Origin of the sequence: Bacteroides sp. MSK.20.82 (assembly GCF_019052485.1) — a bacterium.
Lineage (GTDB): Bacteria > Bacteroidota > Bacteroidia > Bacteroidales > Bacteroidaceae > Bacteroides > Bacteroides thetaiotaomicron.
Genome location: NZ_JAHQUN010000008.1, coordinates 71,921 through 96,377 on the forward strand (window position 1 = coordinate 71,921; position 24,457 = coordinate 96,377).

The following is a 24,457-nucleotide window of genomic DNA, read 5'->3' on the forward strand; positions in this document are numbered from 1 at the left end:
TAAATCATCCCAATTTTTCAATTCTTTTTCCTATATTTGGCTGGTAATCACTGGAGAACAGATTCTCTCCGGAGTAGGACAGATCTAATCTTAAACACGAATTTGAAATAGATGAATTATGATGAACAGGGCTATCCTCGTCTTACTATTCCTCTTGTCGGCACTGCCATTTTCTTTGCAAGCCCAGATGCCGGACAGTATCGTTCGTAAATTATCGGGCTATATTGAAGCAGTGCAGAATTTTGGAGAAATGCTGCCACAGGAAAAAGTCTATTTACATTTCGACAATACCAGTTATTATCAGGGAGACCCTGTTTGGTTTCAGTGTTATGTTGTGACATCTGAACTGAACCGCCCGTCGGATTTGAGTAAAACCCTTTATGTCGAATTGTTGAATCCGGGTGGGGAAGTCATAGCGAAACGTGTATTGCCTGTTAGGAACGGCCGTTGCCACGGTAGTTTCGAATTAACACAATTACCTTTTTATTCCGGTTTTTATGAGGTTCGTGCTTACACGAAATATATGTTGAACTTTGGAGAGGAGGTTATTTTCTCCCGGGTTCTTCCGGTATTTGATAAGCCACGGGCAGCTGGTGATTTTAAAGAAAAGAACATACAGAGATATGCTGTTTATAAATATCCGCAGGTACGGAAAAAAACGGCTAAGGAGAAAAAAGTCAATCTGAAGTTTTTTCCTGAAGGAGGAAATTTGGTCGAAGGCATTCCTTCCCGCGTTGCTTTTGAGGCAACGGATGCCTATGGAAATCCGATCGCACTGTCCGGAACGGTTATCAACCGGGAAAAGAAAGAAATCGCCTCCTTTGCCACTGTACACGAAGGACGTGGCACCTTTGTGTATACTCCTACGAACGGAGAGAATCATAAGGCTGAGGTGGAGTTGAATGGCAAAAAGTACCGTTTTGATTTGCCGGAAGCCCGGTTGCAGGGATATGTCTTGCAAGTTGATAATCTTTCTTCGGAAGACAGTATAGCAGTCAGTGTACAAAAGAATCCGCATACACCGGAGTCTGTCTTAGGCTTAGCTGTGCTTGGTCATGGGAAACTGCTTAATTATTGTCTGTTGAACATCCGGAAAAATACACCTGTCTCTTTCAAACTTGACAAGACGGAATGGAAGGCAGGGGTGGCACAGATCGTATTGTTTGATACAGCAGGACAGATTATTGCCGACCGCCTTATCTTTATGAGAAAACCGGAGCCATTGACAATCAGTGTCCGGAAAAACAAAGAGGATTATCAGCCGTTTGATCGTGTCTTATTGGACTTTTCAGTACGTGACACGGCGGGTAAGCCTGTGTCCGCTCCGATATCAGTATCTGTGCGTGACGGATGGGAAGAAGTGGAAAGCCGGCATTCTATGTTAGCGGACTTATTGTTAATGTCTGAGATTAAAGGCTACGTTCATCGTCCGCTCTATTATTTCGAAGCGGATGATAAAGAGCACAGAACAGCTTTGGATCACTTGTTGTTGGTGCAGGGATGGCGGCGTTATGCATGGAAATACGAGTCGGGGGTGGAACCGTTTGAATTGAAGTACATGCCCGAACAAGGGATTGAAGTGCATGGACAAGTTGTTTCATTTGTTAGAGGTAAGCCTAAACCAAATATACAAGTCTCTTCTTTTCTGGCGAAGCGGGGAGATGAGGAAACTTCGCCGGGAGCGCTTTCTCTTAACCTGTTTGAAACAGACAGTGTGGGACGTTTTGCTTTTATTACCGATATTATTGGCAAGTGGAATCTGATTCTTTCTGTGATGGAGAAAGGTAAGCGGAAAGACCACCGGATTGTATTAGACAGAGTCTTCAGCCCTCAACCTACACAATATCCGCTGGGAGAAATGCAGATAAGCCTGTCCGGCAGAGATAAACCGGGAGCAGAACAGGAACTACAGACAGATACTGTGATTGGTGATGATATCGATTATAATCGTTTTATGGATGCTTATGAAGATTCTCTGTCAAAACGGGGTATGAGAGAGAAAAATCACCGTTTGGGTGAAGTGGTGGTGAAGGCTAAGAAATGGAGTCGTGAGAAGGATATTTATGAAAATCGTTCGAAGTCGGTTGCTTACTACGATGTACCTTCGGAGATGGATGATATTTTGGATAAGGGAGGTTATATCGGTGAAGATATCCACGAGCTACTTGTCCGTATGAATCCCAATTTCATACGCAGGTATAGTGGTGGTGAGGAATGGTTGCAGTACAAAGGTCGCTCTCCCTTGTATGTGATAAACTATAAACGAACGGAGGCTACTGAAATAGATCAGACCCGATACCGGACACTTCGCCTGGTGGCTATCAAGTCTATTTATATCAACGAGGAGTTATCGGCAAGATGTCGTTATGCTGACATCCGTATGTCTCCGATGGATGTAGATGAAATATATGGTTGTGCTGTTTTTATTGAAACCTATCCGGAAGGAGAGATTCCCGTAAAAGGAGGCAGGGGAGTCAGAAGAACTTGGTTGGATGGCTATAGCGAACCTGTAGAGTTTTATCATCCCGATTATTCTGTTCTTCCCAAAGAAGAGGACTATCGCCGCACATTATACTGGAACCCGGAAGTGATGCCGGATGAAGCAGGGAATGCTCAGGTGAGGTTCTATAACAACAGTCGTTGCCGCAGGTTAAAAATAACGGCTGAAATGATTTCTGCGGATGGGGCTATTGGCATGTTTAACGAGTGATATAAAAAAAGAGGGTGTTTTGATACACCCTCCCCATAACTGTAATATTTCCTTTGATGGTGAAACGCTTATAATGTAACTCCTGTTTTAAAGATGGCAATTTCACGATAACCTTTCTTCTCGTTATTAACGAACTCACCGCTTGCTACTTTAATCACATACTCGATAAAGCGTTCGCAAGTCTTTTCCATCGGTTCGTTCTCAACGATGACTCCGGCATTGAAATCAATCCATCCCGGTTTGTTTTTAGCCAAAGTAGAATTGGTGGAAATCTTCATCGTCGGAACGAAAGTGCCGAAAGGAGTACCACGTCCGGTGGTAAAGAGTACCATATGGCATCCGCTTGCGGCAAGGGTAGTAGCAGCTACTAGGTCATTGCCCGGGGCGGAAAGCAGGTTCAGTCCTTTCTTTTGCAGACGTTCTCCGTAAGGCATCACGCCGGATACATAGCTTTTACCACATTTCTGTGTACATCCCAGTGCTTTTTCTTCCAGAGTGGAGATGCCGCCGGCTTTATTTCCCGGAGATGGATTTTCACCCACAGGCTCGCCATGGGACAGGAAATATTCTTTGAAGTCATTGATCAAGTGTACGGTCTGTTCGAACAGGTCTTTGTTCTCGCAACGGTTCATCAGAATTGTTTCCGCACCAAACATTTCCGGAACTTCAGTCAGCACGCTTGTACCGCCTTGTGCAATCAGGAAGTCTGAGAACATGCCCAGCAACGGATTGGCAGTGATACCTGAGAAACCGTCGGAACCACCACATTTCAGTCCGACACGAAGTTCTGACAAAGGTACTTCCGTACGTTCATCTTTGGATGCTTTGGCATATAAATCGCGCAGAATATCCATTCCTTCTTCGTATTCGTCACCAACTTTCTGGGTTACCATGAATTTCACACGGTCCTGGTCATAGTCTCCTAAGAATTCACGGAATACGTCCGGCTGGTTGTTTTCGCAGCCCAAGCCTACTATCAGTACTGCGCCTGCATTCGGGTGAAGTACCATATCGCGAAGAATCTTTTTCGTGTTTTCGTGATCGTCTCCAAGCTGTGAGCAACCGTAGTTGTGCGGGAAAGCCACGATGGCATCTACCCCTTTTCCTTCCGTTTCACGGCGCAGGCCTTCGGCCAGTTGTCCGATGATACCGTTAACGCAACCTACAGTCGGGATAATCCAGATTTCATTTCTTACGCCGACATCACCATTTTTACGGCGGTAGCCTTTAAAAGTGAGGTTTTTATGAGGGATATCCAGAGTAACCTGAGTCGGATGGTAGGTATACTCCAACAGTCCGGCGAGATTAGTCTTGATATTCGTTTCATTCATCCAGTCTCCCTGTTTTTTTGCCATACGGGCATGACCGATAGGGTAGCCGTACTTGATTACGTTCTCGCCTTCTGCAAAATCTTTTAATGCAAACTTATGTCCAGCAGGAATGTCTTCGTTTAGTGTAATCTCTATTCCATCTACGGATAGATGCTCTCCTGCCGGGAGGTTAACAATGGCAACGGCAACGTTGTCGGCAGGATTAATTCTTAAATACTTTGTTTCCATGTACTTGTTTAGTTGGATTTTGTTGTTATTTGCTATGGTAATAGTCTATTGTTTCTACAGTCAACAAGTCAATCGGCATATAGTTGATGCAAGTCACGTCTTTCTTGAAAATGAGGTGATCGCAGAGCGCCTTGATGCCGTTGAGGCCTTGCAGTTCCGGTTGCTGGGCGATGAGGAAGGAAACGCTTCCTTCTTTCAGGCAAGTGACATTCCGTTCCAGAAGGTCGTAGCCTATCAGATTGAAATTTTTCTTTCCGCGACTTTGCAGGTATTCGCCGATAATGTAGACTTTTGAATTGAAAGTGATTCCATTCTTTACGTTCGGGTGAGAACGGAAGAATTCATCCAGCATTTCGTTATCTTCATCATTGCGTTCGGCATGCAAGTCAAGCTCCAGTATAGTACAAGACGGATGATGTTCCTCCATGTACTGCCTGAATCCGATTTCCCTGTTCTCTTGCTGGTTAGAACCGACAATTCCTTCATGTATCTTACGGAAAATAACGATTTCCTTTTCGTCTCTGGCAAGCAGCATTAGCATACGGGCGGCAAAGTATCCGCTTTGGCGTGAGTTCTGACCGAAGAAGGCGAGGGGAGGTACGTCTTTGATATTTGAGTCTATATATATATAAGGTATATCCAACGTTTGCAACTGATCAGTAAAGCCTTTCGTATATTGCGGAGCCGTAGGGGCCACCATCACTCCGTCCGGTTGCTGAGTCAGGATAGCTTCGCTGGCGTCTACAAACGAATGATAGTCGTATGGATCGTAATAGTTGATCTTTACCGAGGTATTGAAGTCCGAGTAGGTCGCGATAGCTTCGTGGATACCCAGTTCTACTGCTGTCCAGTATTCGCCTTCCAGATGTTGAGGCAGAAGACAGATGAATGTGTACTTCTTGTTGGAAGCCAGGGCACTGGCATACATGTTAGGTTGATAGTCAAGCTGCTTCAGAATTTCTTCCACCCGTTTTTTGCTTGCTTCTGATACTCCGCTGCGTCCGTGAATGACGCGGTCTACTGTTCCTACAGACACGTCTGCTAAACGGGCGATGTCTTTGATTCTGATTCTTTCGGGCAATTTATTCATACGATCACCTTATTTATATAGGTTTATGTGCTCGCACACAATAATAATCTTAATATTTTCGATACAAATATATAACAATTTTTGTAATTACGAAAATTGTTGTATCTTTGTGCCCGCACACGAAAGGTGTGTGGTATAACTCTGTTTATGTATTAATAGTCATGTAATCAGTAGTTTAACTCATAAAATGGGGTAAAAATGATAAATTGAAACTTCATAATATTAATAACTTAGAATTTAAAACATAAGATTATGGGAAAGAAAGTCGTTACATTAGGCGAAATCATGCTTAGATTGTCAACTCCAGGTAATACCCGCTTTGTTCAGTCTGACTCTTTTGATGTAGTATATGGTGGTGGAGAAGCGAACGTTGCAGTAAGCTGTGCCAACTACGGACATGAAGCCTATTTCGTAACCAAATTGCCGAAACATGAAATCGGACAGTCTGCTGTAAACGCATTGCGTAAATATGGTGTAAAGACAGACTTTATTGCTCGTGGTGGCGACCGCGTAGGTATCTACTATCTGGAAACAGGCGCTTCTATGCGTCCCAGCAAGGTTATCTATGACCGTGCTCATTCTGCTATCGCTGAAGCTGATGCTGCCGACTTCGATTTTGATGCTATTATGGAAGGTGCTGACTGGTTCCACTGGTCCGGTATCACTCCGGCTATTTCTGACAAAGCTGCCGAACTGACTCGTCTGGCTTGCGAAGCAGCTAAGCGTCATGGCGTAACTGTATCGGTTGACTTGAATTTCCGTAAGAAACTGTGGACAAAGGAAAAAGCACAGTCTATCATGAAACCGTTGATGAAGTATGTGGATGTATGTATCGGTAACGAAGAGGATGCGGAACTGTGTCTGGGCTTCAAACCGGATGCTGACGTTGAAGCAGGCCACACAGATGCTGAAGGCTATAAAGGTATCTTCCAGCAGATGATGAAAGAATTCGGATTCAAGTATGTGGTTTCTACATTGCGCGAATCTTTCTCTGCTACTCACAATGGTTGGAAAGCTATGATATACAATGGCGAAGAATTCTATACTTCCAAACGTTATGATATCGATCCGATTATCGACCGTGTAGGTGGTGGTGACTCTTTCTCCGGCGGTATTATCCACGGTTTGATGACTAAGCCTAACCAGGGTGCAGCTCTTGAATTCGCTGTTGCTGCATCTGCTTTGAAACACACAATCAATGGTGACTTTAACCTTGTTTCTGTAGAAGAAGTGGAAGCATTGGCTGGTGGTGACGCAAGCGGTCGCGTACAGCGATAGTTGAGAGTTGAGAATGGAGAGTTGAGAGTTTGAAAAATCAATTCATTTAAAATAAGAAATTAAAATGGCAAAATTCGATAAAATAGCCGTATTGAATAAAATCGGCTCTACAGGTATGGTTCCTGTATTCTATCACAAAGATGCGGAAGTGGCAAAGAAAGTAGTAAAGGCTTGTTATGACGGTGGTGTTCGTGCTTTCGAATTCACCAACCGTGGTGACTTTGCACAGGAAGTATTTGCTGAAATCGTGAAATATGCAGCAAAAGAATGTCCTGAAATGGCTATCGGTATCGGTTCAATCGTTGATCCGGCTACTGCTGCTATGTATCTTCAGTTAGGAGCTAACTTTGTGGTAGGTCCGTTATTTAATCCGGAAATCGCTAAGATATGTAACCGTCGTCTGGTAGCTTATACTCCGGGTTGTGGTTCTGTATCTGAAGTAGGTTTTGCGCAGGAAGTAGGTTGTGATCTTTGCAAAGTGTTTCCGGGTGATGTATATGGAACTAACTTTGTGAAAGGTTTGATGGCTCCGATGCCATGGTCTAAGCTGATGGTGACTGGTGGGGTAGAGCCTTCCAAGGAAAACCTGACTGCATGGATTAAAGCAGGTGTATTCTGTGTCGGTATGGGATCAAAACTGTTCCCGAAAGACAAGGTAGCAGCAGAAGACTGGGCTTATGTAACTGCAAAATGCGAAGAAGCTCTTAGCTATATTGCCGAGGCTCGCAAAAAATAAGATTAGAGAGCGAAAGCTATCTATAAATAAAAAAGAGGCTGATGCGTCAGCCTCTTCAAAATATGCCTCAAAGGGTTAGTTAGTTTAGTTAGTAATGAGGCATATTTTCCATTTTGTTTAAAGGTGTTTAAAGGGGATAAGTCATCGGAATGAGTGATCATTTTGGTGACTTGTTTTTTTTGTTGGTCGTAAGCGCTTCTTTTAAGAATGATGTGGCATTCGCATTTTGATAATCCGTCCGATAACGAGCGCTGCAATGTACACCACGGCAAAGCCTACGATTGAAAATACAAACGGTTTCTGTTCATTGAAAGTGCGGCGTGGAGGTACAGCGGTATAAGCCTCGTTGGCTGTAGTCTGATTGTCAGACTTGGTGGCTGCTGTTACTTGCAGTGTTGTTTCTGTTGCTACCATCTGGCAGCTATCTGTAGTTGTGGTTACAGTATCCACTAATATTTCTGTAGACATCTTTCTTACCCTTTTAAGTTATACGTAAATTCCTGTTATGGTTTCAACACAGTACTTATGGTTTAGTTCAAAGGGATTCTTAAAATCGGCGCAAAGGTAACTAAAAAAGTAAACGATGGAGCATGAGAAGCATATTCTTTTCAAATGATTTGATGTAGATCAATTATACAGGCAGACAAGGCACATGCAATCGGGGTTATCGCTGTTGTGCAACGCCATACCAATGATAAAAGTTGTATGTGTGTTGTGCTAAAGAAGAATCTCTTCTTCTGTACATACAAAGAGGAGATTCTTCACGATGTTAATTGTTCGGACGACAAAGATGCCTTAATTAGTTATTCAGGTACATAAATGATTTCACCGTTATCCAGTTCATAGGCAATGCCTACCTTTTTCCCACGTTTACCTTCTTTCTTGTCCTGATCTTCGGACGGGGTATACCGGTTGATTTTATTGCCTTCCTTGGTAATGATTTCCATATTCTCTTTACCCGGATTCTTTACCATCGTATAGTCTTCCTGCGAGAAAACCTCTGTCATGTTATACCGGCTGACAAGTGCTACCATCAATGCAACGGCAAAAACCATCGCAATGTCGAACAGATTGGATACTACGCTGATCGGGTCGGAGTCTTCCTCTTTTCGCAATAGGTTATGTTTCATTTCTCTGAGGTTTTATGGATGGAACGTTTGTCATTGAGCAATTCGGATATGAATTCAAGGTTGGTCATATCCTGCAGGTACCAGCGTTGTTTCACTTGCTGTGTAAGGAAGCCTACGGCACCGGCTACCAGTCCGACTACAGTGGTGGCGAAAGCGATCTGCATATTGTAAGCCATGGAAGCAATATCTCCGCTGGCCAGTCCTGCGAGGGCGGGTCCCATTGGAATTAATGTTCCCATCAGACCTAAGATCGGTCCCAGTTTGGTCAGGGTCTTGGAGATGGCTAAGTCTTTGTCCGCTGCGATTTCAAAATTAGCCAATAAACGTTGTACCTGTGCCGGAGTATCACGGGCGTCCAATACCTGACGCATATAGGTAATGACAAGTGATCTAGAATTTTCCGGAAGTTTGGAACTCAGTTCTTCTACTGTGTCCGGAGTCAGCTTGCTCAGCTCGTTGCGGAGCAGGGTTTCCGTTTTACGAATGGACAGATATTGACCATAGAAACTACCGGCAAGTAAAATCGCGCGGCAAAAGAGGATGATTAATAAAACGATGACAGGAACGAGCAAGCCTGTTGAAATCCAGTATAAAATATCTGATATAAAGTTCATTGTTATTGATAATTTGAAGAGTTATTTATTCTATTATTGTTTCACACTTTTTTCTTTGTTTCTGTTTCGGATGTTCCACCAGAGAAGTCCGAGAATTCCGCCAGCCAGTGCGATGACTATGACGCCTGTCAATGCTTTCCAGTCTATTTCACTGACACCTGCTGCGGAAGTCTTTCCGTTGACTGTGGCAACAATTCCCAAAACGGCTACCAGGGCATTGGTTAGGAAAAATAGTTCGAGGCGCAGTTCTTTTTCCGGCAACAAATAGAGCAGTATAAATCTGCCGCAAGGGATGGCTGCCAGGATAAAGGCTGCATAGCTCCATGCTATCGTTTGAAATGAAGTACCCGGAAAAGCAAAGATGAGATATACCAGCCCGCTGAATAAAACCGGGAAAATCAATAATCCCGGAAACCAGCGGAGAAAACGGTACATGAGTATCATGCGCGGCTTGACCGGATAGTCATTGGCTACGTGGACGGCAAGCATGGCATAAGCCATTTGTATGCAGACTTCCACACTGAGGAGTACGGAAGTATCTAGCATCAAGGGCTGATTGCTTAGCCAATTGGCTATCTGAGTCTTCGATTGCTCGATAGCATACGGCCACATCAATCCGGCGAAGACAGCGCAGATAGCGGTGATAATACCGACCGCTATTAATTTCCAGAACGTTTGCTTCAACAGAAAGTTAAATGCTGTAAGAAGCATAAGTACAAGAACAACTGTATCCATTATATGATTTTACAATTTACAAGTTACGATTGATAATTCACAGGACGTGGGTTACATCTGACTGCTTTTGCGGCGCTTGCGTACAAAGAGTATCAGAGCAAGAATAACGATAATGACAGCGATGCCTACGGCTACATTGCTTAATGTATTTGTCTGATTTTCGGCTGTCTGATTCATCTCTTCTTTTTTCATCACCACTCCCTTGTTGCTGCCGCTTGCTTTTGCTTCACGGATTTTAGAGATATTTTCTTTGTACTGTGTAGCGGTTTGTGCGTCTGCTTTCGATGCAATGAAGTCACGGAGCTTGGCATTGTCACAAACAAATCCGGAACAAGACGGGCGGTAAGTATTGACAATCTCCGTATGAAGTTTGCTAAGTTCCGCTACCTGTTCTTCACTTGCTTGCCACAATCCCTTACGGGCGCTTTCGAGCATGACGGCAGTCATCTCTTCCAAAGCGGCAGGATTCTGTTGTTCGAAATATTGTTTGACTCCCAAGTTCAGTTCATCCTTCACATATACATTATATATATTATCCCAAAGCTCTTTGTCGATTGCAGCCGGTTTCATCACATTCCATCCATAGGTATTGGTGATCACTTCTGCAAATTCACTTGCCGAAGAAGCCCCGCCTTTCATTTTCTCTTTGATGTAAGTTGGGTTCAGGATAGTGGTGCGACTTTCTACGCCGACAGCCTCTTTCAGTTCCTGCATCTTCATATGGTTCCGGTTGCGATAATCACTGAGGTAGGCATCCGGATCTTTGCCGGTCACATTGCGTACGGCGAGATTCATACCTCCCATAAATTCGTATACATGGTCAAGGCTTAAAGCTCCCCAGGTATTACTTTGCCGTGGTTGTACGACAACATCCGTCCGGGTCAGTGCAGCCTCGAAAGCGAACTTTTGGAATACTTCCCAATTCTTTTCGCTGCCGTAATACGCGCCCATATTATTGAGATAAGTATCGGCGATTTCCGATTCATTCTCCCAGCGGTCGCCGGATTCTACCATTTCCTGAATACCGGTTCCATACATACCGTTGGCTCCTCCGAATACCCGGAATGTTGAAATTTCGCGGGCATCTTTCGGGCTTAATCCTTTTTCGGTCAGCACCCGTTCGGCTTCTATTACGCTGGAGGCAACCTGATTTTCATATTTGTCGTCTTTGGCGGCGGCAGCCATTTCTACTGCACGGTTGATGAGGAAGAGACGGGAGGCGGCAAGATCACGAAGTTGTCCGGAAGTCTGGACTACCACGTCGATGCGCGGACGTCCTAATTCGGTTGAAGGAATCAGTTTTAAATCGCTGACACGACCGAAAGCATCACGGACAGGCTCAACACCTAACATATAAAGTACCTGTGCGATGGTTGCCCCTCCGGTTTCAATAAACTCGGATGACCATAGTGTATAACTGACCTTGCGTGGTATGGAGTCGTTGTGACGTTGCTTGTACCTATCAATTGTCTGCTTGGCCAAAGCAATACCTTTTTCCCAGGCAGACTCTGTCGGAGTCGCTTCGGCATTAATGGCATACATATTACGTCCGGTAGGTAGCGTGTTCGGATTAGCGATCGGGTCACCACCGGGTGTGGGAGCTGTGTATCCGCCTTTCAAGGCATTCATCAGACTGCTCAGTTCCTCTTCCGGACTTGTCAGAAGTGCATTTTTATAATTGCCTACATTCTTGATGGTACGTTCTACTTCAGCTACTGCAAGCGCAAATTCCACCTCTTCTTTGCTGTATTCTTTCGGAGCCTTTCCCATAGCTGCCATCATTGCTGACATACCCTGCGGCTTTTCAGTCTTTCCTGCCATTGCCGGTTTGCCCGAAGCGTCTGTGGATGTATCCTTATTAGCCTTCATGCTGGCTTCCATTTTCTTTAAAGCTTCCGGACTGGCACCCATTGATTTGGCCATTTCCATCGCTTTTTCCGGGTCCATGTTAGCACCCATTTTCTTCATGGCTTCTTTCATGCCTGCAGGCATTTTACCATGAGGTCCTTTTTCCATTTTTGCCGAAGCCGGATGACCATTGCCCGACGGCTCATTATCAGCCTGATCCTTTTTGGCTGCGGCAGCCATCATCATTGCCATCATGCCTTTGGGGGCATTGCGCTCGGCTTCTATCTGTCTCGCTTTTGCCAACTCTTGCGGAGTGATTCCGGCTGTGTGGCAAATCAGTTCGTCGGTTGCCAGTGAAGGGTTAGCCATCAGTCTCTCTACGAGAAGGCGGGCAGGCATGAGATATTGCTGGGTAAAGACACTTCGGTGTTTTTCGGCAGATTCTGTAGCTTTGCCGCGTTGCTTGTCAAGAGCAAAAAGACTATAGGCAATCGGTTCTGTTGCCATCGCGTAGACAGAAGAAGTTATTCTTTCCGGTTCGTAAGGAACTCCCATTGTGTAAAGCTGCCCCGTGATTTTCTCTGTAGCCAGTTCTTCGGCAAAGTTTTCTACACGGGCGATTTCATCTTCCGTATACGGTTTATTAGCCATACTGTCCAGTCCTAAATCACGATGGATTCCCATCTTCACAGTCAAGGTTTTCACAGCCAGCGACTCCTGATCTTTGTTTGCCTTCTGGGAGTTATTATAGATTTTGATCTTTTCCATTAATTCCCGGTAAATGCCGCGTACGCTGCTTTCAAGGAAAGGAGGAGTGAGATATGATTGCAAGGTAGCATAAGAACGGCGTTTGGCCATCATACCTTCTCCGACGTTTCCGATAGAGTAGAGGTAGTAGTGGGGAACGGCTCCTACCAAACGGTCCGGCCAGTCATTGCTGCATAATGCGACTTGTTTTCTCGGAGTGAATTCGAGACTGCCGTGTGTACCGAAGTGAATCAGTGCATCGGCTTTGAAGCCATGTTGCATCCACAGGTATGAGGCAATGTAGGTGTGTGGCGGAGCCATGTCGGTGCCGTGCACCACCTGGAAGGAGTTGTCACCGCTTCCGGCAGCGTTTTGTGGCAATAGCACAACGTTACCGAACTGTAAACGGGCAATACCTAATTTGCCGTCAGGAGTCACCATATAGTTGCCGGGAAATTCTCCGAAAGCATCTACCACCTCCTGATACTTTTCGGGACGAAGCGATTCTTTCACCCAGCTTTCATACTGTTCTTTGGTGATCAGTTCGGGATGTCCGTTTTGCATGAAGTCGTTGAAAGCTCCTTCTGCATAAGCGTTGAATACCGCCCCCTGGGCTTGTATCATTTTTCCCAGTTCCTGAGCGTTGGCAGGCAGACCGGATATATTATATCCCTCTTGTTTCATACGAAGCAGAAGATTGTAAAGGGAAGGTACTACTTCCATGCCGGCAGCGGTCAATGCGTTCTGACCGGGACCTTTGTAATAATAGATAGCTACTTTCTTCTCAAAATTAGGTTTTGTTTTCAGATTCAGGTAGTTGTCTATTGTAGATACAAAAGTCTTCAGACGTTCGGGGACGGCATACGAATGGCGCAATCCTTCTTTATCTTCATATTGTGCGAAAAGGGCGAAAGGGCGGATAGCTCCGTCTATTTCCGGTGTTACGATGCTCTGTGACATAAAGCCTCCCGACATACCCATCGGATCGTTTTCCCATTCATCCACAAGACTGTTGATTGTGAGCGGAGCGAACAAAAGGATATTTCTGGCTTTCAGATAATCAACCATTTTATCTCCCATACGTCCGTGTGCCATATTGATGACGGCATCGGGCTGCACTTCCTCAATGAATGACATGAATCTTGTCATGGATTGAACGGGATAAACATTATATCCCGCATTCTCCAGCGCTTTTATCAGATCGGTGGCATCTGCCATTTGTCCGGTAATCATGATTTTTCGTGCCCCTTCTTTATAAAGGTTATTCTCTTGCATGAATTTCTCATAATCGGCAACGGTAAGAAATTCCTGTTCATCATCCGGATTACTGATTCCGGCATGATAAAGCATATCGCTCGGTCTTTCTATCGGATCTTCCACTTCGGGTACAGCAGAAGCCTTTCCGTCAATGGCTTTACGGATATAGTTCAGCATATTGCGGTAGTTGGTCTTTCCGCCGTTGCTCAGATAGCCGCGTATGAGATTCTGCTGTATACTGTCGAGGTTGCAGATGTTATTGGCAGGGTTGGTAGCCATAGAGGTGTATACGGGGATACCCTTATCTGCTGCCTGCTGTATTTGCTGACGTTGTTCTTCGACAATGCGCAGTCCCATGCCATTGATGAATACCATGTCATAACTGGTCAGACGATCGAGGTTGTCAAGAGACACTTCGCTGAGTTTGATGAATGAATTGTCGTTGGCTTTCGAGATGCTTCCCTGCTGTATGGTCTGGAAGTTGACGAAAGCTATTTTGGTAGCGCTGAACCAGGTATTCCATACGGATAGACCTATCAGGGCTGCTACAACGATGCATCCACCTAAAATGATTTTACTTTTCTTTTTCATTTCTCTTATTTTTAGCTTTGTATGTAGTTCTATTGTTGCCGTTTATTTTTTGAAGAGCCTGTCTATATCCAGTGATAGTCCTAATGTCAGGTTGGTTCCCGTCGTGGTAGGAGAGTTGAAATAATAATAATCCGGCACATAGTCGAACAGGTTGTTTACAGCCAGATTCATATTGATCCCTTTTATAATTCCCAACGAGAAAGTAAGATCCCATATCATATATCCCGGGTATTCGACTGCCTGGCTTCCGGCAGACGGGTTGTTGAAACTATCGTTGTAGATGTTTGTTTTAACTTTTGACAGCAAACGTCCGTTGAGTGAGTAGTTGAAATCTATTTTGTTCAGAGTCTTGCCCCAGTCGATTCTTACAGTTGCCGTATGGGGACGTGTATCCGTGAATTTCTTTTGACCGTCGCGCATGAACTCATGAATATATGTGTATGACAGACGATAGCCGAGTCCGCAAGGATACTTGGCGGAAACGTTGGCGTCAATTCCTGCAATATCCATTTTGTCGGTATTGGTATAGATTTGTCCTTTGGGGTCTTCGCTGTAAACGGTATTGATACGATTGTGTACCAGGTTATAATATCCTGTAATAGAGAAGTTATAACGACTCTTGGTATATTCGGCAGATACAGAGAAATTATGGCTTGTTTCCGACTTAAGGTCCGGATTACCATAAATCATCATCATATTTGCCATATTGAACACCATATACATCTCCTTCAGGGTAGGAGAGCGGAATCCTTGCGAATACGATCCTCTTAATGAACAATTGCCTATCTTATACATCATTCCCAAATGTGGAGACAGATGGCGTACATTGGAGTCGGAGAAGTAGTCGAACCGTAATCCGGCTATCACATTCAGTCTTTCTGTGGGGTTCCAGTCGAACTGACCGAACGCATCTGCCGTATGCATGGTGTGGTCTGCGTTATCAGTGAATTGGTAAGACATCAGATAATCGCGCAGGTAGTCGGCGCCGACAGTCAGCGTATGCTTTCCGTTGAAGGTATAATTATAGAGTGCATGCACATTGTGCTGTACATTACTGTAATCACGCACGTCATTTTTATAAAGAGACTGATAATCACTCTTATCATACTGGTCGAAAGTATAACCGACTTCAAGGTTACTCATTATATTGAAGGTGTAGTTAGCTTTCATTCCACCGCTGAATCCACGGTATCTGTCCTGGGTATCCCCCGGTTTATTGCGTTCACGGAAATAATAGCCGACTCTTCCCGTCAGTTTGAGCGTTTCCAGCGGACGGTATATTAAACGTTCTTTGAAGTTCCACACCCGGCTTCCGAACACTGTAGAGAAATCTCCCGGATTGTCTACGGCATAAGTGTCTACATTATTATACTGCACGTTGGTCAGGCTGTTGAATTTACCTGCATTAAATCCTGCAGTGCCACCACACCGCTGGTCGTTGTGTTCGGAGAAACGTGAATTAAGATTTAAGTTCCATGGATCGTCCGATTCGCGGGTGATGATGTTAATTACTCCTCCGATAGCACTGGAACCGTAAAGGGTAGATGCAGCACCTTTCACTATCTCTATGCGTTCTACATTGTCGAGATTCAGACGTTCGTAGTCTACATTATTCAGTGTTTCCCCTGCCAGCCGTTCGCCATCTACCAGAAACAGTACGGAATTACCGCCGAAGCCTTGCATATTAATAGCGGTTTGCTGATCCATAGAGAAGGAAAATTCGATACCGGGCAACTCTGTTTTCAGCAGGTCGGCAACGTTGTTGGCATTAACTTTCTTAATATCGTCTGAGGTGATAACCCGGGTGATGATGGGAGCGTCCTTCAGCAATTTGGGAGTACGGGTACCGGTTACAACGACTGTTCCGAGGTCGAACTGATCTTCGGATAAGCTGAAGTTAACTTTCTTTCCTTTCTCGGTGGTTATTCTTTTTTGTTCGGTTTGATAACCTATGTAAGATGCAGTAATGATATATGAACCGATTCCCGGCAGTTGTAATGTATAGGTTCCGTCAACACTGGTGACGGCTCCTGTTTCTTCTCCTTTTATGGAAATGGTCGCACCTGGTAGGGGTTCACCATTGGTATCAGTAACACGTCCGCTGATGTGCTCGGTTGATTGTTGTGCGAATGTGGAACAGGTTACTATAAAGGAGAATATCAAGATTGATGCTATAAATGTAGGTTTCATTCTTTGTAATTGGTTTCTTAGTTGTTTTCTTCGAAATCAAGTGGATATAGGAAATCGAAGTCGATATAGCCTTTTATGCCTCTGGCATTGGTATAGTTGGTAAAACGAATGGCCGCATAGGTATTATCCTTCAACTGTATCAGATAGACTTGATTGGACATGGTGTAAATAGGAGGCATACTTGAAGTGTCTACGTTTAACCAGCCGGATAAAATATCATTACGATAGTCTTCTGTATATTTAATGTTTCCTTCCATCATACCGGACATATCGATTGCTATTTTATCTGTCGTCCATTCGTCTTTTACAAAATTTTCTTCGGCGGGAAGTTTTCCACTGGCCTTCAGGTCATCAATACTTGTATAAGTTGTCTGAAAGGCTGCACCTTCATTGGTTTTGATGTCGTAGCGGTGGATGGCAAGGTCCCATTTTGCTGGTATCTCGCTCTTATGTTCCTCTCCGATTTCAACAGTCGTTGCTTTACGTTCGGATAGGTCGATATAGACCCAGTTAGTGTACTCGGTAGCATTGATTTGTGAAAAGCTACTTTCTTTAATCTCCATTTCCGCTTCAATGGGATCGTCATAAATCCCTTCAAACATTCCATTACAAGCTGAGAGCGACATAGCCGCTCCCAGTATCATTATATTTTTGAAAATAGCGTTACTGCTTCTTCTCATTTTTTCTATTAGTTATTTATTGTGCACTAGTTTTTTTGACGTTTCCGGTGAATACTGCGGTGATTGCCATAGGCATGGCTCCTGGTTTGAAGGCTACCGTAATATTAGCTTTACCATTTGCTGTAACTGTACCTTCCAGACTTTCACCTGTAATTGGAGTAGTACCGCTTGCGGATTCGGCTGCAGATTCAAATGCGCCTAAACTGAGTGTGTAGCCGTCATCTGCTTTTTTAACGTTTACTCCGCTAATCGTGAAGTCTCCCAAATTCATATTACCGCCTCCGGTCAAATTGCCAAAACCGTTTAGGGTGATATCTACTGTCGTTTCGGATGCACGTTTAATGACTGCTTTACAATCTTCGGTAGAACCATATGAACTTCCCATAACGCTGATAGCAAGATTAGTATTATACTTATAAGTAGCGGCTACGTAATAAGCAATCGGAGTTTCTGCCTGAATGAAATTGATATCGATGCCACCCATTGGCACAGGAACATTGGCTTTCAGGGTTAGTACTTTAGCATCGCTGACACTACCTTCCAGTGTATATTCGTAGTTGGCAGGTTCACTTCCTTCCATAGCTAGGGCAACTTCACCTTCGCCTTTAAATGATTTGGAAGAAACTGTCAGGTTATTCAGGATAAAATCTCCGGATCCTGATTTATAAACCAGATTGACGGTACCATCTGTATTGGCGGTAATTGTTGCGCTGGCATCGTCGCCCATCAGATAATCAGAGAACATTCTGCTTTCGCCAATAGAATAACCTTTGTAAGTGCCGGCAATGGCTTTTGCTTGCTCTGTATTGTCGGTATCGTCGTTATCGTCACTGCAAGATACAAAAGTGAATGAGAATGATAGTGCCATTAGAGCAACCATCCATAAGTTTAATATTTTCATACTTAATTTTGATAGATAATGATTAATTTATTTTTCGTTTGCAAAGTTAGGGGGATATATAAGCAGGGACAATACCTAAAAGAAATGAAAAAAAATGGGCGTTTAATCATATATAGGTATTGAATAGGGAAGGATAAGTCCTTATTTTTGCAGTCATTTACTAATTAAATATTAAAAATACGAAATTGAGAAGAGAATGAAAGGTGGCTACAATAGAAAAGTGTATTGACAGGGATTACTTATTTCCTGATTGTATTGTTTACTATGTCTTTAGAGCATGCATTGATGATTTTTATGGAGCACGTGCCTCTATCGTAACTTTCATGGAACTGAATCTCATCATGTGGACCAGCTATTTGGTTTTATTGTTTTGTTATGATGAAAACTTTATTGGTGAGCACAGCCCTGTCACCGCTCTTGTTGCATTCTTGATGTTTGAGAAAAGAGTGAACTAATTTCTTAGATAACTGTTTCCTAAATATATGATATAAACCTATTTAGAATATGGAACCTCATCATCACGAACATAATCATCGGGTAACGTCTCTTAATAAAGCCTTTATAATAGGTATCGTTCTGAATATCTCTTTCGTTATAGTCGAGTTCGGAGTTGGTTTTTATTACGATTCTCTGGGATTGCTCTCTGATGCCGGACATAATTTGGGAGATGTGGCAAGCCTGATTCTTGCTATGTTGGCTTTCCGGTTGGAGAAAGTACACCCGAATAGTCGTTATACCTACGGATATAAGAAAAGTACCATCCTCGTTTCTTTACTAAATGCAGTCATATTATTGGTTGCTGTCGGGATAATTATCGCTGAAAGCATAGACAAGCTGTTTCATCCGGTATCAGTTGACGGTTCCGCCATTGCCTGGACTGCCGGAGTGGGAGTGGTGGTCAACGCACTTACTGCCTGGCTTTTTATGAAGGATAAGGATAAAGACCTGAATGTAAAAGGAGCCTACCTGCATATGGCAGCTGACGCACTGGTCTCTGTCGGAGTAGTTGCTTCCGGTATTATTATCATGTATACGGGATGGAGCATCATCGATCCGATTATCGGACTGGGCATCGCTGTGATTATTATTGTTTCTACCTGGGGATTACTTCATGACAGTCTTCGATTATCGCTGGATGGTGTTCCGGTGGGAATCGATACTCAGCAGATTCAGCAACTGATAGTGGAACAGCCGGGGGTAGAAAGCTGTCATCATCTGCATATTTGGGCCATCAGTACTACGGAAACGGCTTTGACTGCACACGTTGTAGTGGATGATATAGCAAAAATGGAGGAAATAAAACATCGTATAAAGGAGGCGCTTGAAGCAGCAGGTATCCATCATGCTACATTAGAGATAGAGGGCGAGGAAGTGACTTGTAGCACAGAATGTTGTGAGGATTGAAATAAATCCGTACCTTTGCGCCCTTAAACTAACTAACCTTTAAAAAACATGTTTACTGACTTATTGCATTCCTCTTATTTCTCGCTCTTTCTGATAGTAGCGTTGGGATTTATGTTAGGAAGAATTAAGATTAAGGGGCTATCGCTTGATGTGTCAGCGGTGATCTTTATTGCTCTTCTTTTTGGACACTTTGGTGTTATTATTCCTAAAGAATTAGGAAACTTCGGTTTGGTACTTTTTATTTTTACCATCGGTATTCAGGCCGGTCCCGGATTCTTCGACTCTTTTCGTAGTAAAGGAAAGACGCTGATTCTCATTACTATGCTTATTATCTGTTCTGCCTGCCTCACGGCAGTAGGTTTGAAGTATGCGTTCGATATTGATACGCCGAGTGTAGTCGGATTGATTGCAGGAGCTTTGACCAGTACTCCGGGATTGGCGGTAGCAATTGATAGTACCCACTCTCCGTTAGCATCCATTGCTTACGGTATCGCTTATCCGTTTGGTGTAATCGGAGTGATTTTGTTTGTGAAGCTGCTTCCCAAAATCATGCGTGTAAATTTGGATCAGGAAGCCCGTCGCCTTGAAATAGAGCGCCGCGGACAATTTCCGGAGTTGGGCACTTGTATCTACCGTGTCACTAATGCAAGCGTATTCAACCGTAGCTTGATGCAGATCAATGCACGGGCAATGACAGGTGCTGTTATTTCCCGTCTGAAACATAAAGATGAAATATCCATCCCCACCGCGCATACAGTATTGCACGAAGGAGACTATATTCAGGCAGTAGGCAGTGAGGAATCACTGAATCAGCTGTCTGTATTAATTGGCGAACGTGAAGAAGGTGAACTTCCTTTGGATAAAACACAGGAAATCGAGTCCTTACTATTGACCAAGAAAGATATGATCAATAAGCAACTGGGTGATCTGAATTTACAGAAAAACTTCGGTTGTACGGTGACCCGTGTTCGTCGAAGCGGTATTGACTTATCTCCGTCACCGGATTTGGCTTTGAAGTTTGGTGATAAACTGATGGTGGTAGGAGAGAAGGAAGGCATCAAAGGAGTAGCCCGCCTACTGGGAAACAATGCGAAGAAACTTTCCGATACTGATTTCTTCCCCATCGCGATGGGTATTGTGCTGGGGGTCTTATTTGGTAAGTTGAATATTTCTTTCTCCGATACACTGTCGTTTTCACCTGGATTGACCGGAGGAGTATTGATGGTGGCGTTGGTTTTGAGTGCCGTTGGTAAGACAGGGCCTATCATTTGGTCTATGTCCGGCCCCGCCAATCAACTGTTGCGGCAGTTAGGTCTGTTGCTTTTCCTTGCTGAAGTCGGAACCTCTGCCGGAAAGAACCTTGTGGCTACTTTTCAGGAAAGCGGATTACTGATGTTCGGAGTGGGTGCAGCTATCACAGTAGTACCGATGCTGGTTGCGGTAATTGTAGGACGCTTGGTATTCAAGATCAACATACTTGATCTACTGGGAACCATTACGGGAGGTATGACCAGTACTCCGGGACTGGCTGCTGCCGATTCGATGGTAGACAGTAATATTCCAAGCGTGGCATACGCGACCGTTTATCCGATTGCTATGGTATTCCTTATTTTATTTATACAGGTGATATCTTCAGCTGTGTATTAATGAAAATCAGTATATATAGGTATTGATTGTTAAAATAATAGTTTGTATCTTTGCCGCCTCAAAATTTAAGATGAGGTGAAACGATTGTCATTGAATATCATGCGCTGTTTCTTGCCGGTACTGTTTGTATCGTATTTGGTAAGTATCACATTCTTTGCTCACATACACGTGGTCAATGGCGTGACAATCGTCCATTCGCATCCTTTCAAGAAAGGGGCGGCACATAAGCACTCAACAGTCGAACTGTTATTAGTTCATTTCCTGTCACATCTGACAACGGACGGTGCGGCTGTTGTGTTTGCTCTCTCTCTTTTTATTCCATTCCTCTTGTGGCGGTTGCATGGTATTACGCAGCATACGCACTACTATTCTCCCTATCATGGGGTGGTGGCACTCAGAGCCCCTCCTGCTATTCGTTTTTCCGTCATTTGAACCGATGGTATCCTGCTTTATGGTAAAGCGGGAAGTCCTCATCTGTTTGTTCACATCATCACTTAACGAAAACGAATAACAAACGAAAAATGAAGAAATACATCTTTTCGCTTGTCTGCTTGTGCTGTGCATTGTTGCCTGCCCTCGAAGGACAAGCTGCTCTCCATGAGCATCCCGAATATCCGGATTTACGTAAATCGGATGCAAACATCGTAGGTCATATCCTTGATAAAAACACCAAAGAACACCTGCCTTATATTACTGTGGCATTGAAAGGTACAACGATCGGTACTGTGACCGATGCTACCGGACACTACTTTTTGAAGAACCTCCCCGAAGGTAACTTCGTGCTTGAAGTCAGCTCAGTAGGTTATAAAACCGTAAGACGCAATGTAACACTGAAGAAAGGCCGTACGCTGGAAGAAGATTTTGAAATAGAAGAAGATGCGGTTGCCTTGGACGGCGTAGTTGTTTCCGCCAATCGTAACGAGACCACCCGTCGTTTAGCGCCTACTTTGGTGAATGTAGTCGATATGAAAATGTTTGAAACGACCAACTCCACTACTCTGGCACAGGGATTGAGCTTTCAGCCGGGAGTACGCGTAGAATCCAACTGTCAGAATTGTGGTTTCCAGCAAGTACGTATTAACGGTTTGGATGGTCCTTATACACAAATCTTGCTTGATTCCCGTCCGATTTTCAGTGCACTTTCGGGTGTATATGGCATTGAGCAGATTCCTGCCAGCATGATAGAGCGTGTGGAAGTAATGCGTGGAGGCGGTTCAGCTTTGTTCGGGTCGTCTGCCATTGCCGGTACAATCAATATTATTACTAAAGAGCCGATTCGCAATTCAGGAATGTTGTCTCATACCATTACCGGTATTGGAGATGGAGACGCTTTCGATAATAATACTGCTTTGAATGCCTCTCTTGTAACGGACGATCAGCGTGCCGGTTTATATATCTTTGGTCAGAACCGCCACCGTTCGGCATACGACCATGATGGAGACGGATATTCTGAAATACCGAAAATACATGGCCAGACAATCGGTTTCCGTTCCTTCCTGAAAACGACTACTTATTCAAAACTGACTTTCGAATATCATCATATGGAAGAATTCCGCAGGGGAGGAGACTTACTGAACCGTCCGCCTCATGAAGCGAATGTGGCCGAACAGACAGAACATTCCATCAATGGCGGTGGATTGAAATATGACTATTTCTCACCAAACGAGAAGCACCGTTTTAATGTGTTTGCATCCGCACAACACATCAATCGTGACAGCTATTATGGTGGCGGGCAGGATCTGAATGCTTACGGAAACACTACCGACCTGAACTGGATGGCAGGATCACAATATGTCTACAGCTTCGGAAAATGTATTTTTATGCCTTCGGACCTGACTGCCGGAATCGAATTCAACCAGGATAAGCTGGAAGACAATATGTGGGGATATCACCGCACGGTAGATCAAAAAGTAAATATCGGTAGCGCTTTCCTGCAAAATGAATGGAAGAACGATCATTGGGGATTCTTGCTTGGCGGTCGTCTGGATAAGCATAACCTGATTGATCATATTATATTCAGCCCGCGTGCTAACCTGCGTTTCAATCCTACCCAAAATATTAACCTGCGTTTGAGCTATTCTTCCGGTTTCCGTGCACCGCAGGCTTTTGATGAAGATTTGCATGTGGAGAACGTAGGTGGAAATGTGGCAATGGTTGAGCTTGCAAAGGATCTGAAAGAGGAAAGATCACAGAGCTTAAGTGCTTCAGCAGATATTTACCACCGTTTCGGTGCATTCCAGATTAACTTTTTGGTGGAAGGGTTCTATACTAAATTGTCGGATGTCTTTGCATTGACTGATGGCGAAGTAAAAGACGGAATTCTGACACGTACACGCTATAATGCTCCCGGAGCACGTGTGATGGGACTGACACTGGAAGGAAAGATGGCTTATCTGAATAAATTCCAGATCCAGGCTGGGGCTACTTTGCAGCAGAGCCATTACAGCGAACCGCACGTGTGGAACAAAGAAGCTCCGGCAGTAAAGAAGATGATGCGTACCCCGAATACTTACGGCTATTTTACAGCTACTTATACTCCGGTCAAACCGTTGTCTATCGCCCTTTCCGGTACCTATACGGGTTCGATGCTGATACCTCACGAACCTGTTCCCGGATTCCTCGACAAACCGATTACGGTCAATACGGAAGACTTCTTCGATATCGCTCTGAAGGCGGCATACGACTTCAAACTCTATAAGTCGATGAACTTGCAGGTGAATGCCGGAATACAGAATATCTTCAATGCTTATCAGAATGACTTTGATAAGGGAGCCGACCGTGATTCGGGCTATATTTATGGCCCTTCACTGCCGAGAAGTTTCTTTGCTGGAGTGAAAATTAGCTATTAATAATGGTTTAATAATCTTTTTAGCTTATAAATCCTTATAAATGGGGATTGTTTCGGAACCGGACAATCCCTATCTTTGCCGCAGAAGATAAACCTTATCTTCGCTGCACAAAAACTGACGAATGAAACAAATATACCTGAATATAATGAAGTGGTTTTTGCCTGTACTGTTTATTTCGTACATGGCAGGGATTACTTTGTTTACTCACTCCCATGTGGTAAACGGGGTTACGATTGTTCATTCACATCCCTTTAAGAAAGGTGGCGAACATAGCCATACGACAGTAGAGTTTCAGCTGATTCACATATTGGACCATACATTGGTGACAGATAATGGTTTGACACCTTTGTTTGTGACTTCTGTCCTGTCTCTTTTATGTATTTTTCTCGCCTCTCCGCAGCGTATGCGGTATTGTCGTCCCTGTCCGGGCGCCATTTCTCTCAGAGCGCCTCCTGTCGTTTAGTCTGCATCACGTATAAGCAGGCAGGTCT

At 44.1% G+C, this 24,457-nt stretch carries 18 protein-coding genes; 8 read left to right on the forward strand and 10 right to left on the reverse strand.

What is annotated here, in order from left to right:
* Positions 1 to 118: 118 nt before the first annotated feature.
* Positions 119 to 2,710 carry a hypothetical protein gene (locus KTR07_RS10055; protein ID WP_117981595.1) on the forward strand — a complete coding sequence of 864 codons (2,592 nt, stop codon included), beginning with the start codon at positions 119 to 121 and terminating at the stop codon, positions 2,708 to 2,710.
* A 68-nt stretch (positions 2,711 to 2,778) separates the two neighbouring features.
* Here KTR07_RS10055 and KTR07_RS10060 read toward each other — a convergent pair whose 3' ends face one another.
* Both KTR07_RS10060 and KTR07_RS10065 read right to left on the reverse strand, forming a co-directional pair.
* Positions 2,779 to 4,269 carry a UxaA family hydrolase gene (locus KTR07_RS10060; protein ID WP_008763047.1) on the reverse strand — a complete coding sequence of 497 codons (1,491 nt, stop codon included), beginning with the start codon at positions 4,267 to 4,269 and terminating at the stop codon, positions 2,779 to 2,781.
* A 25-nt stretch (positions 4,270 to 4,294) separates the two neighbouring features.
* A complete protein-coding gene (locus KTR07_RS10065; RefSeq protein WP_011107293.1) occupies positions 4,295 to 5,359 on the reverse strand; it encodes a LacI family DNA-binding transcriptional regulator in 1,065 nt (354 codons plus the stop codon).
* 252 nt (positions 5,360 to 5,611) lie between these two features.
* Here KTR07_RS10065 and KTR07_RS10070 point away from each other — a divergent pair, with 252 nt between their 5' ends.
* On the forward strand, positions 5,612 to 6,637 hold the full coding sequence (locus tag KTR07_RS10070) for a sugar kinase (RefSeq protein WP_008763049.1): 1,026 nt from the start codon (positions 5,612 to 5,614) through the stop codon (positions 6,635 to 6,637).
* Positions 6,638 to 6,701: 64 nt separating this feature from the next.
* The gene (locus tag KTR07_RS10075) at positions 6,702 to 7,373 is read left to right on the forward strand and encodes a bifunctional 4-hydroxy-2-oxoglutarate aldolase/2-dehydro-3-deoxy-phosphogluconate aldolase (RefSeq protein WP_008763050.1); all 672 of its coding nucleotides are present in this window, start codon (positions 6,702 to 6,704) and stop codon (positions 7,371 to 7,373) included.
* A gap of 201 nt (positions 7,374 to 7,574) precedes the next feature.
* Here KTR07_RS10075 and KTR07_RS10080 read toward each other — a convergent pair whose 3' ends face one another.
* The 8 genes from KTR07_RS10080 to KTR07_RS10115 all read right to left on the reverse strand — a co-directional run bounded on the left by KTR07_RS10080 (position 7,575) and on the right by KTR07_RS10115 (position 18,066).
* Positions 7,575 to 7,841, reverse strand: a complete 267-nt coding sequence (locus KTR07_RS10080; protein ID WP_008763051.1) for a hypothetical protein — start codon at positions 7,839 to 7,841, stop codon at positions 7,575 to 7,577.
* 335 nt (positions 7,842 to 8,176) lie between these two features.
* Positions 8,177 to 8,503, reverse strand: a complete 327-nt coding sequence (locus tag KTR07_RS10085; protein ID WP_008765016.1) for a DUF2149 domain-containing protein — start codon at positions 8,501 to 8,503, stop codon at positions 8,177 to 8,179.
* Positions 8,500 to 9,117 (reverse strand): MotA/TolQ/ExbB proton channel family protein, encoded by a 618-nt coding sequence (locus KTR07_RS10090; protein WP_008763053.1) that lies wholly within the window; start codon positions 9,115 to 9,117, stop codon positions 8,500 to 8,502. The genes KTR07_RS10085 and KTR07_RS10090 overlap by 4 nt, the downstream gene beginning before the upstream one ends.
* Before the next feature lie 33 nt (positions 9,118 to 9,150).
* Positions 9,151 to 9,852 (reverse strand): hypothetical protein, encoded by a 702-nt coding sequence (locus KTR07_RS10095; protein ID WP_011107294.1) that lies wholly within the window; start codon positions 9,850 to 9,852, stop codon positions 9,151 to 9,153.
* A gap of 51 nt (positions 9,853 to 9,903) precedes the next feature.
* Positions 9,904 to 14,295 carry a cobaltochelatase subunit CobN gene (locus KTR07_RS10100; protein ID WP_022471467.1) on the reverse strand — a complete coding sequence of 1,464 codons (4,392 nt, stop codon included), beginning with the start codon at positions 14,293 to 14,295 and terminating at the stop codon, positions 9,904 to 9,906.
* A gap of 42 nt (positions 14,296 to 14,337) precedes the next feature.
* Positions 14,338 to 16,485, reverse strand: coding sequence for a TonB-dependent receptor (locus KTR07_RS10105; protein WP_011107297.1), 2,148 nt, complete (start codon positions 16,483 to 16,485; stop codon positions 14,338 to 14,340).
* A 17-nt stretch (positions 16,486 to 16,502) separates the two neighbouring features.
* The gene (locus tag KTR07_RS10110) at positions 16,503 to 17,165 is read right to left on the reverse strand and encodes an HmuY family protein (protein ID WP_008765021.1); all 663 of its coding nucleotides are present in this window, start codon (positions 17,163 to 17,165) and stop codon (positions 16,503 to 16,505) included.
* A gap of 16 nt (positions 17,166 to 17,181) precedes the next feature.
* Positions 17,182 to 18,066: a calycin-like domain-containing protein gene (locus KTR07_RS10115; RefSeq protein ID WP_113748410.1), complete on the reverse strand. Its 885-nt coding sequence runs from the start codon at positions 18,064 to 18,066 to the stop codon at positions 17,182 to 17,184.
* Between the two features lie 504 nt (positions 18,067 to 18,570).
* Between KTR07_RS10115 and KTR07_RS10120 the strand changes: the two genes are divergently transcribed.
* From KTR07_RS10120 to KTR07_RS10140, 5 genes are all read left to right on the forward strand, one after another.
* Positions 18,571 to 19,470, forward strand: a complete 900-nt coding sequence (locus KTR07_RS10120; protein WP_008765023.1) for a cation diffusion facilitator family transporter — start codon at positions 18,571 to 18,573, stop codon at positions 19,468 to 19,470.
* A 48-nt stretch (positions 19,471 to 19,518) separates the two neighbouring features.
* A complete protein-coding gene (locus tag KTR07_RS10125; RefSeq protein WP_008765024.1) occupies positions 19,519 to 21,117 on the forward strand; it encodes an aspartate:alanine exchanger family transporter in 1,599 nt (532 codons plus the stop codon).
* Between the two features lie 75 nt (positions 21,118 to 21,192).
* Complete coding sequence (locus tag KTR07_RS10130; RefSeq protein WP_008763067.1) at positions 21,193 to 21,549, forward strand: hypothetical protein; 357 nt, start codon at positions 21,193 to 21,195, stop codon at positions 21,547 to 21,549.
* Positions 21,550 to 21,638: 89 nt separating this feature from the next.
* Positions 21,639 to 23,966, forward strand: a complete 2,328-nt coding sequence (locus KTR07_RS10135) for a TonB-dependent receptor (protein ID WP_008765025.1) — start codon at positions 21,639 to 21,641, stop codon at positions 23,964 to 23,966.
* A gap of 121 nt (positions 23,967 to 24,087) precedes the next feature.
* Complete coding sequence (locus tag KTR07_RS10140; protein ID WP_011107300.1) at positions 24,088 to 24,429, forward strand: hypothetical protein; 342 nt, start codon at positions 24,088 to 24,090, stop codon at positions 24,427 to 24,429.
* Positions 24,430 to 24,457: the final 28 nt, after the last annotated feature.

Bases quoted from the DNA above. Each gene is read 5' to 3' on its own strand.
- KTR07_RS10055 (WP_117981595.1), top strand. From the start codon at position 119: ATGATGAACAGGGCTATCCTCGTCTTACTATTCCTCTTGTCGGCACTG.
- KTR07_RS10060 (WP_008763047.1), bottom strand. From the start codon at position 4,269: ATGGAAACAAAGTATTTAAGAATTAATCCTGCCGACAACGTTGCCGTT.
- KTR07_RS10065 (WP_011107293.1), bottom strand. From the start codon at position 5,359: ATGAATAAATTGCCCGAAAGAATCAGAATCAAAGACATCGCCCGTTTA.
- KTR07_RS10070 (WP_008763049.1), top strand. From the start codon at position 5,612: ATGGGAAAGAAAGTCGTTACATTAGGCGAAATCATGCTTAGATTGTCA.
- KTR07_RS10075 (WP_008763050.1), top strand. From the start codon at position 6,702: ATGGCAAAATTCGATAAAATAGCCGTATTGAATAAAATCGGCTCTACA.
- KTR07_RS10080 (WP_008763051.1), bottom strand. From the start codon at position 7,841: ATGTCTACAGAAATATTAGTGGATACTGTAACCACAACTACAGATAGC.
- KTR07_RS10085 (WP_008765016.1), bottom strand. From the start codon at position 8,503: ATGAAACATAACCTATTGCGAAAAGAGGAAGACTCCGACCCGATCAGC.
- KTR07_RS10090 (WP_008763053.1), bottom strand. From the start codon at position 9,117: ATGAACTTTATATCAGATATTTTATACTGGATTTCAACAGGCTTGCTC.
- KTR07_RS10095 (WP_011107294.1), bottom strand. From the start codon at position 9,852: ATGGATACAGTTGTTCTTGTACTTATGCTTCTTACAGCATTTAACTTT.
- KTR07_RS10100 (WP_022471467.1), bottom strand. From the start codon at position 14,295: ATGAAAAAGAAAAGTAAAATCATTTTAGGTGGATGCATCGTTGTAGCA.
- KTR07_RS10105 (WP_011107297.1), bottom strand. From the start codon at position 16,485: ATGAAACCTACATTTATAGCATCAATCTTGATATTCTCCTTTATAGTA.
- KTR07_RS10110 (WP_008765021.1), bottom strand. From the start codon at position 17,165: ATGAGAAGAAGCAGTAACGCTATTTTCAAAAATATAATGATACTGGGA.
- KTR07_RS10115 (WP_113748410.1), bottom strand. From the start codon at position 18,066: ATGAAAATATTAAACTTATGGATGGTTGCTCTAATGGCACTATCATTC.
- KTR07_RS10120 (WP_008765023.1), top strand. From the start codon at position 18,571: ATGGAACCTCATCATCACGAACATAATCATCGGGTAACGTCTCTTAAT.
- KTR07_RS10125 (WP_008765024.1), top strand. From the start codon at position 19,519: ATGTTTACTGACTTATTGCATTCCTCTTATTTCTCGCTCTTTCTGATA.
- KTR07_RS10135 (WP_008765025.1), top strand. From the start codon at position 21,639: ATGAAGAAATACATCTTTTCGCTTGTCTGCTTGTGCTGTGCATTGTTG.
- KTR07_RS10140 (WP_011107300.1), top strand. From the start codon at position 24,088: ATGAAACAAATATACCTGAATATAATGAAGTGGTTTTTGCCTGTACTG.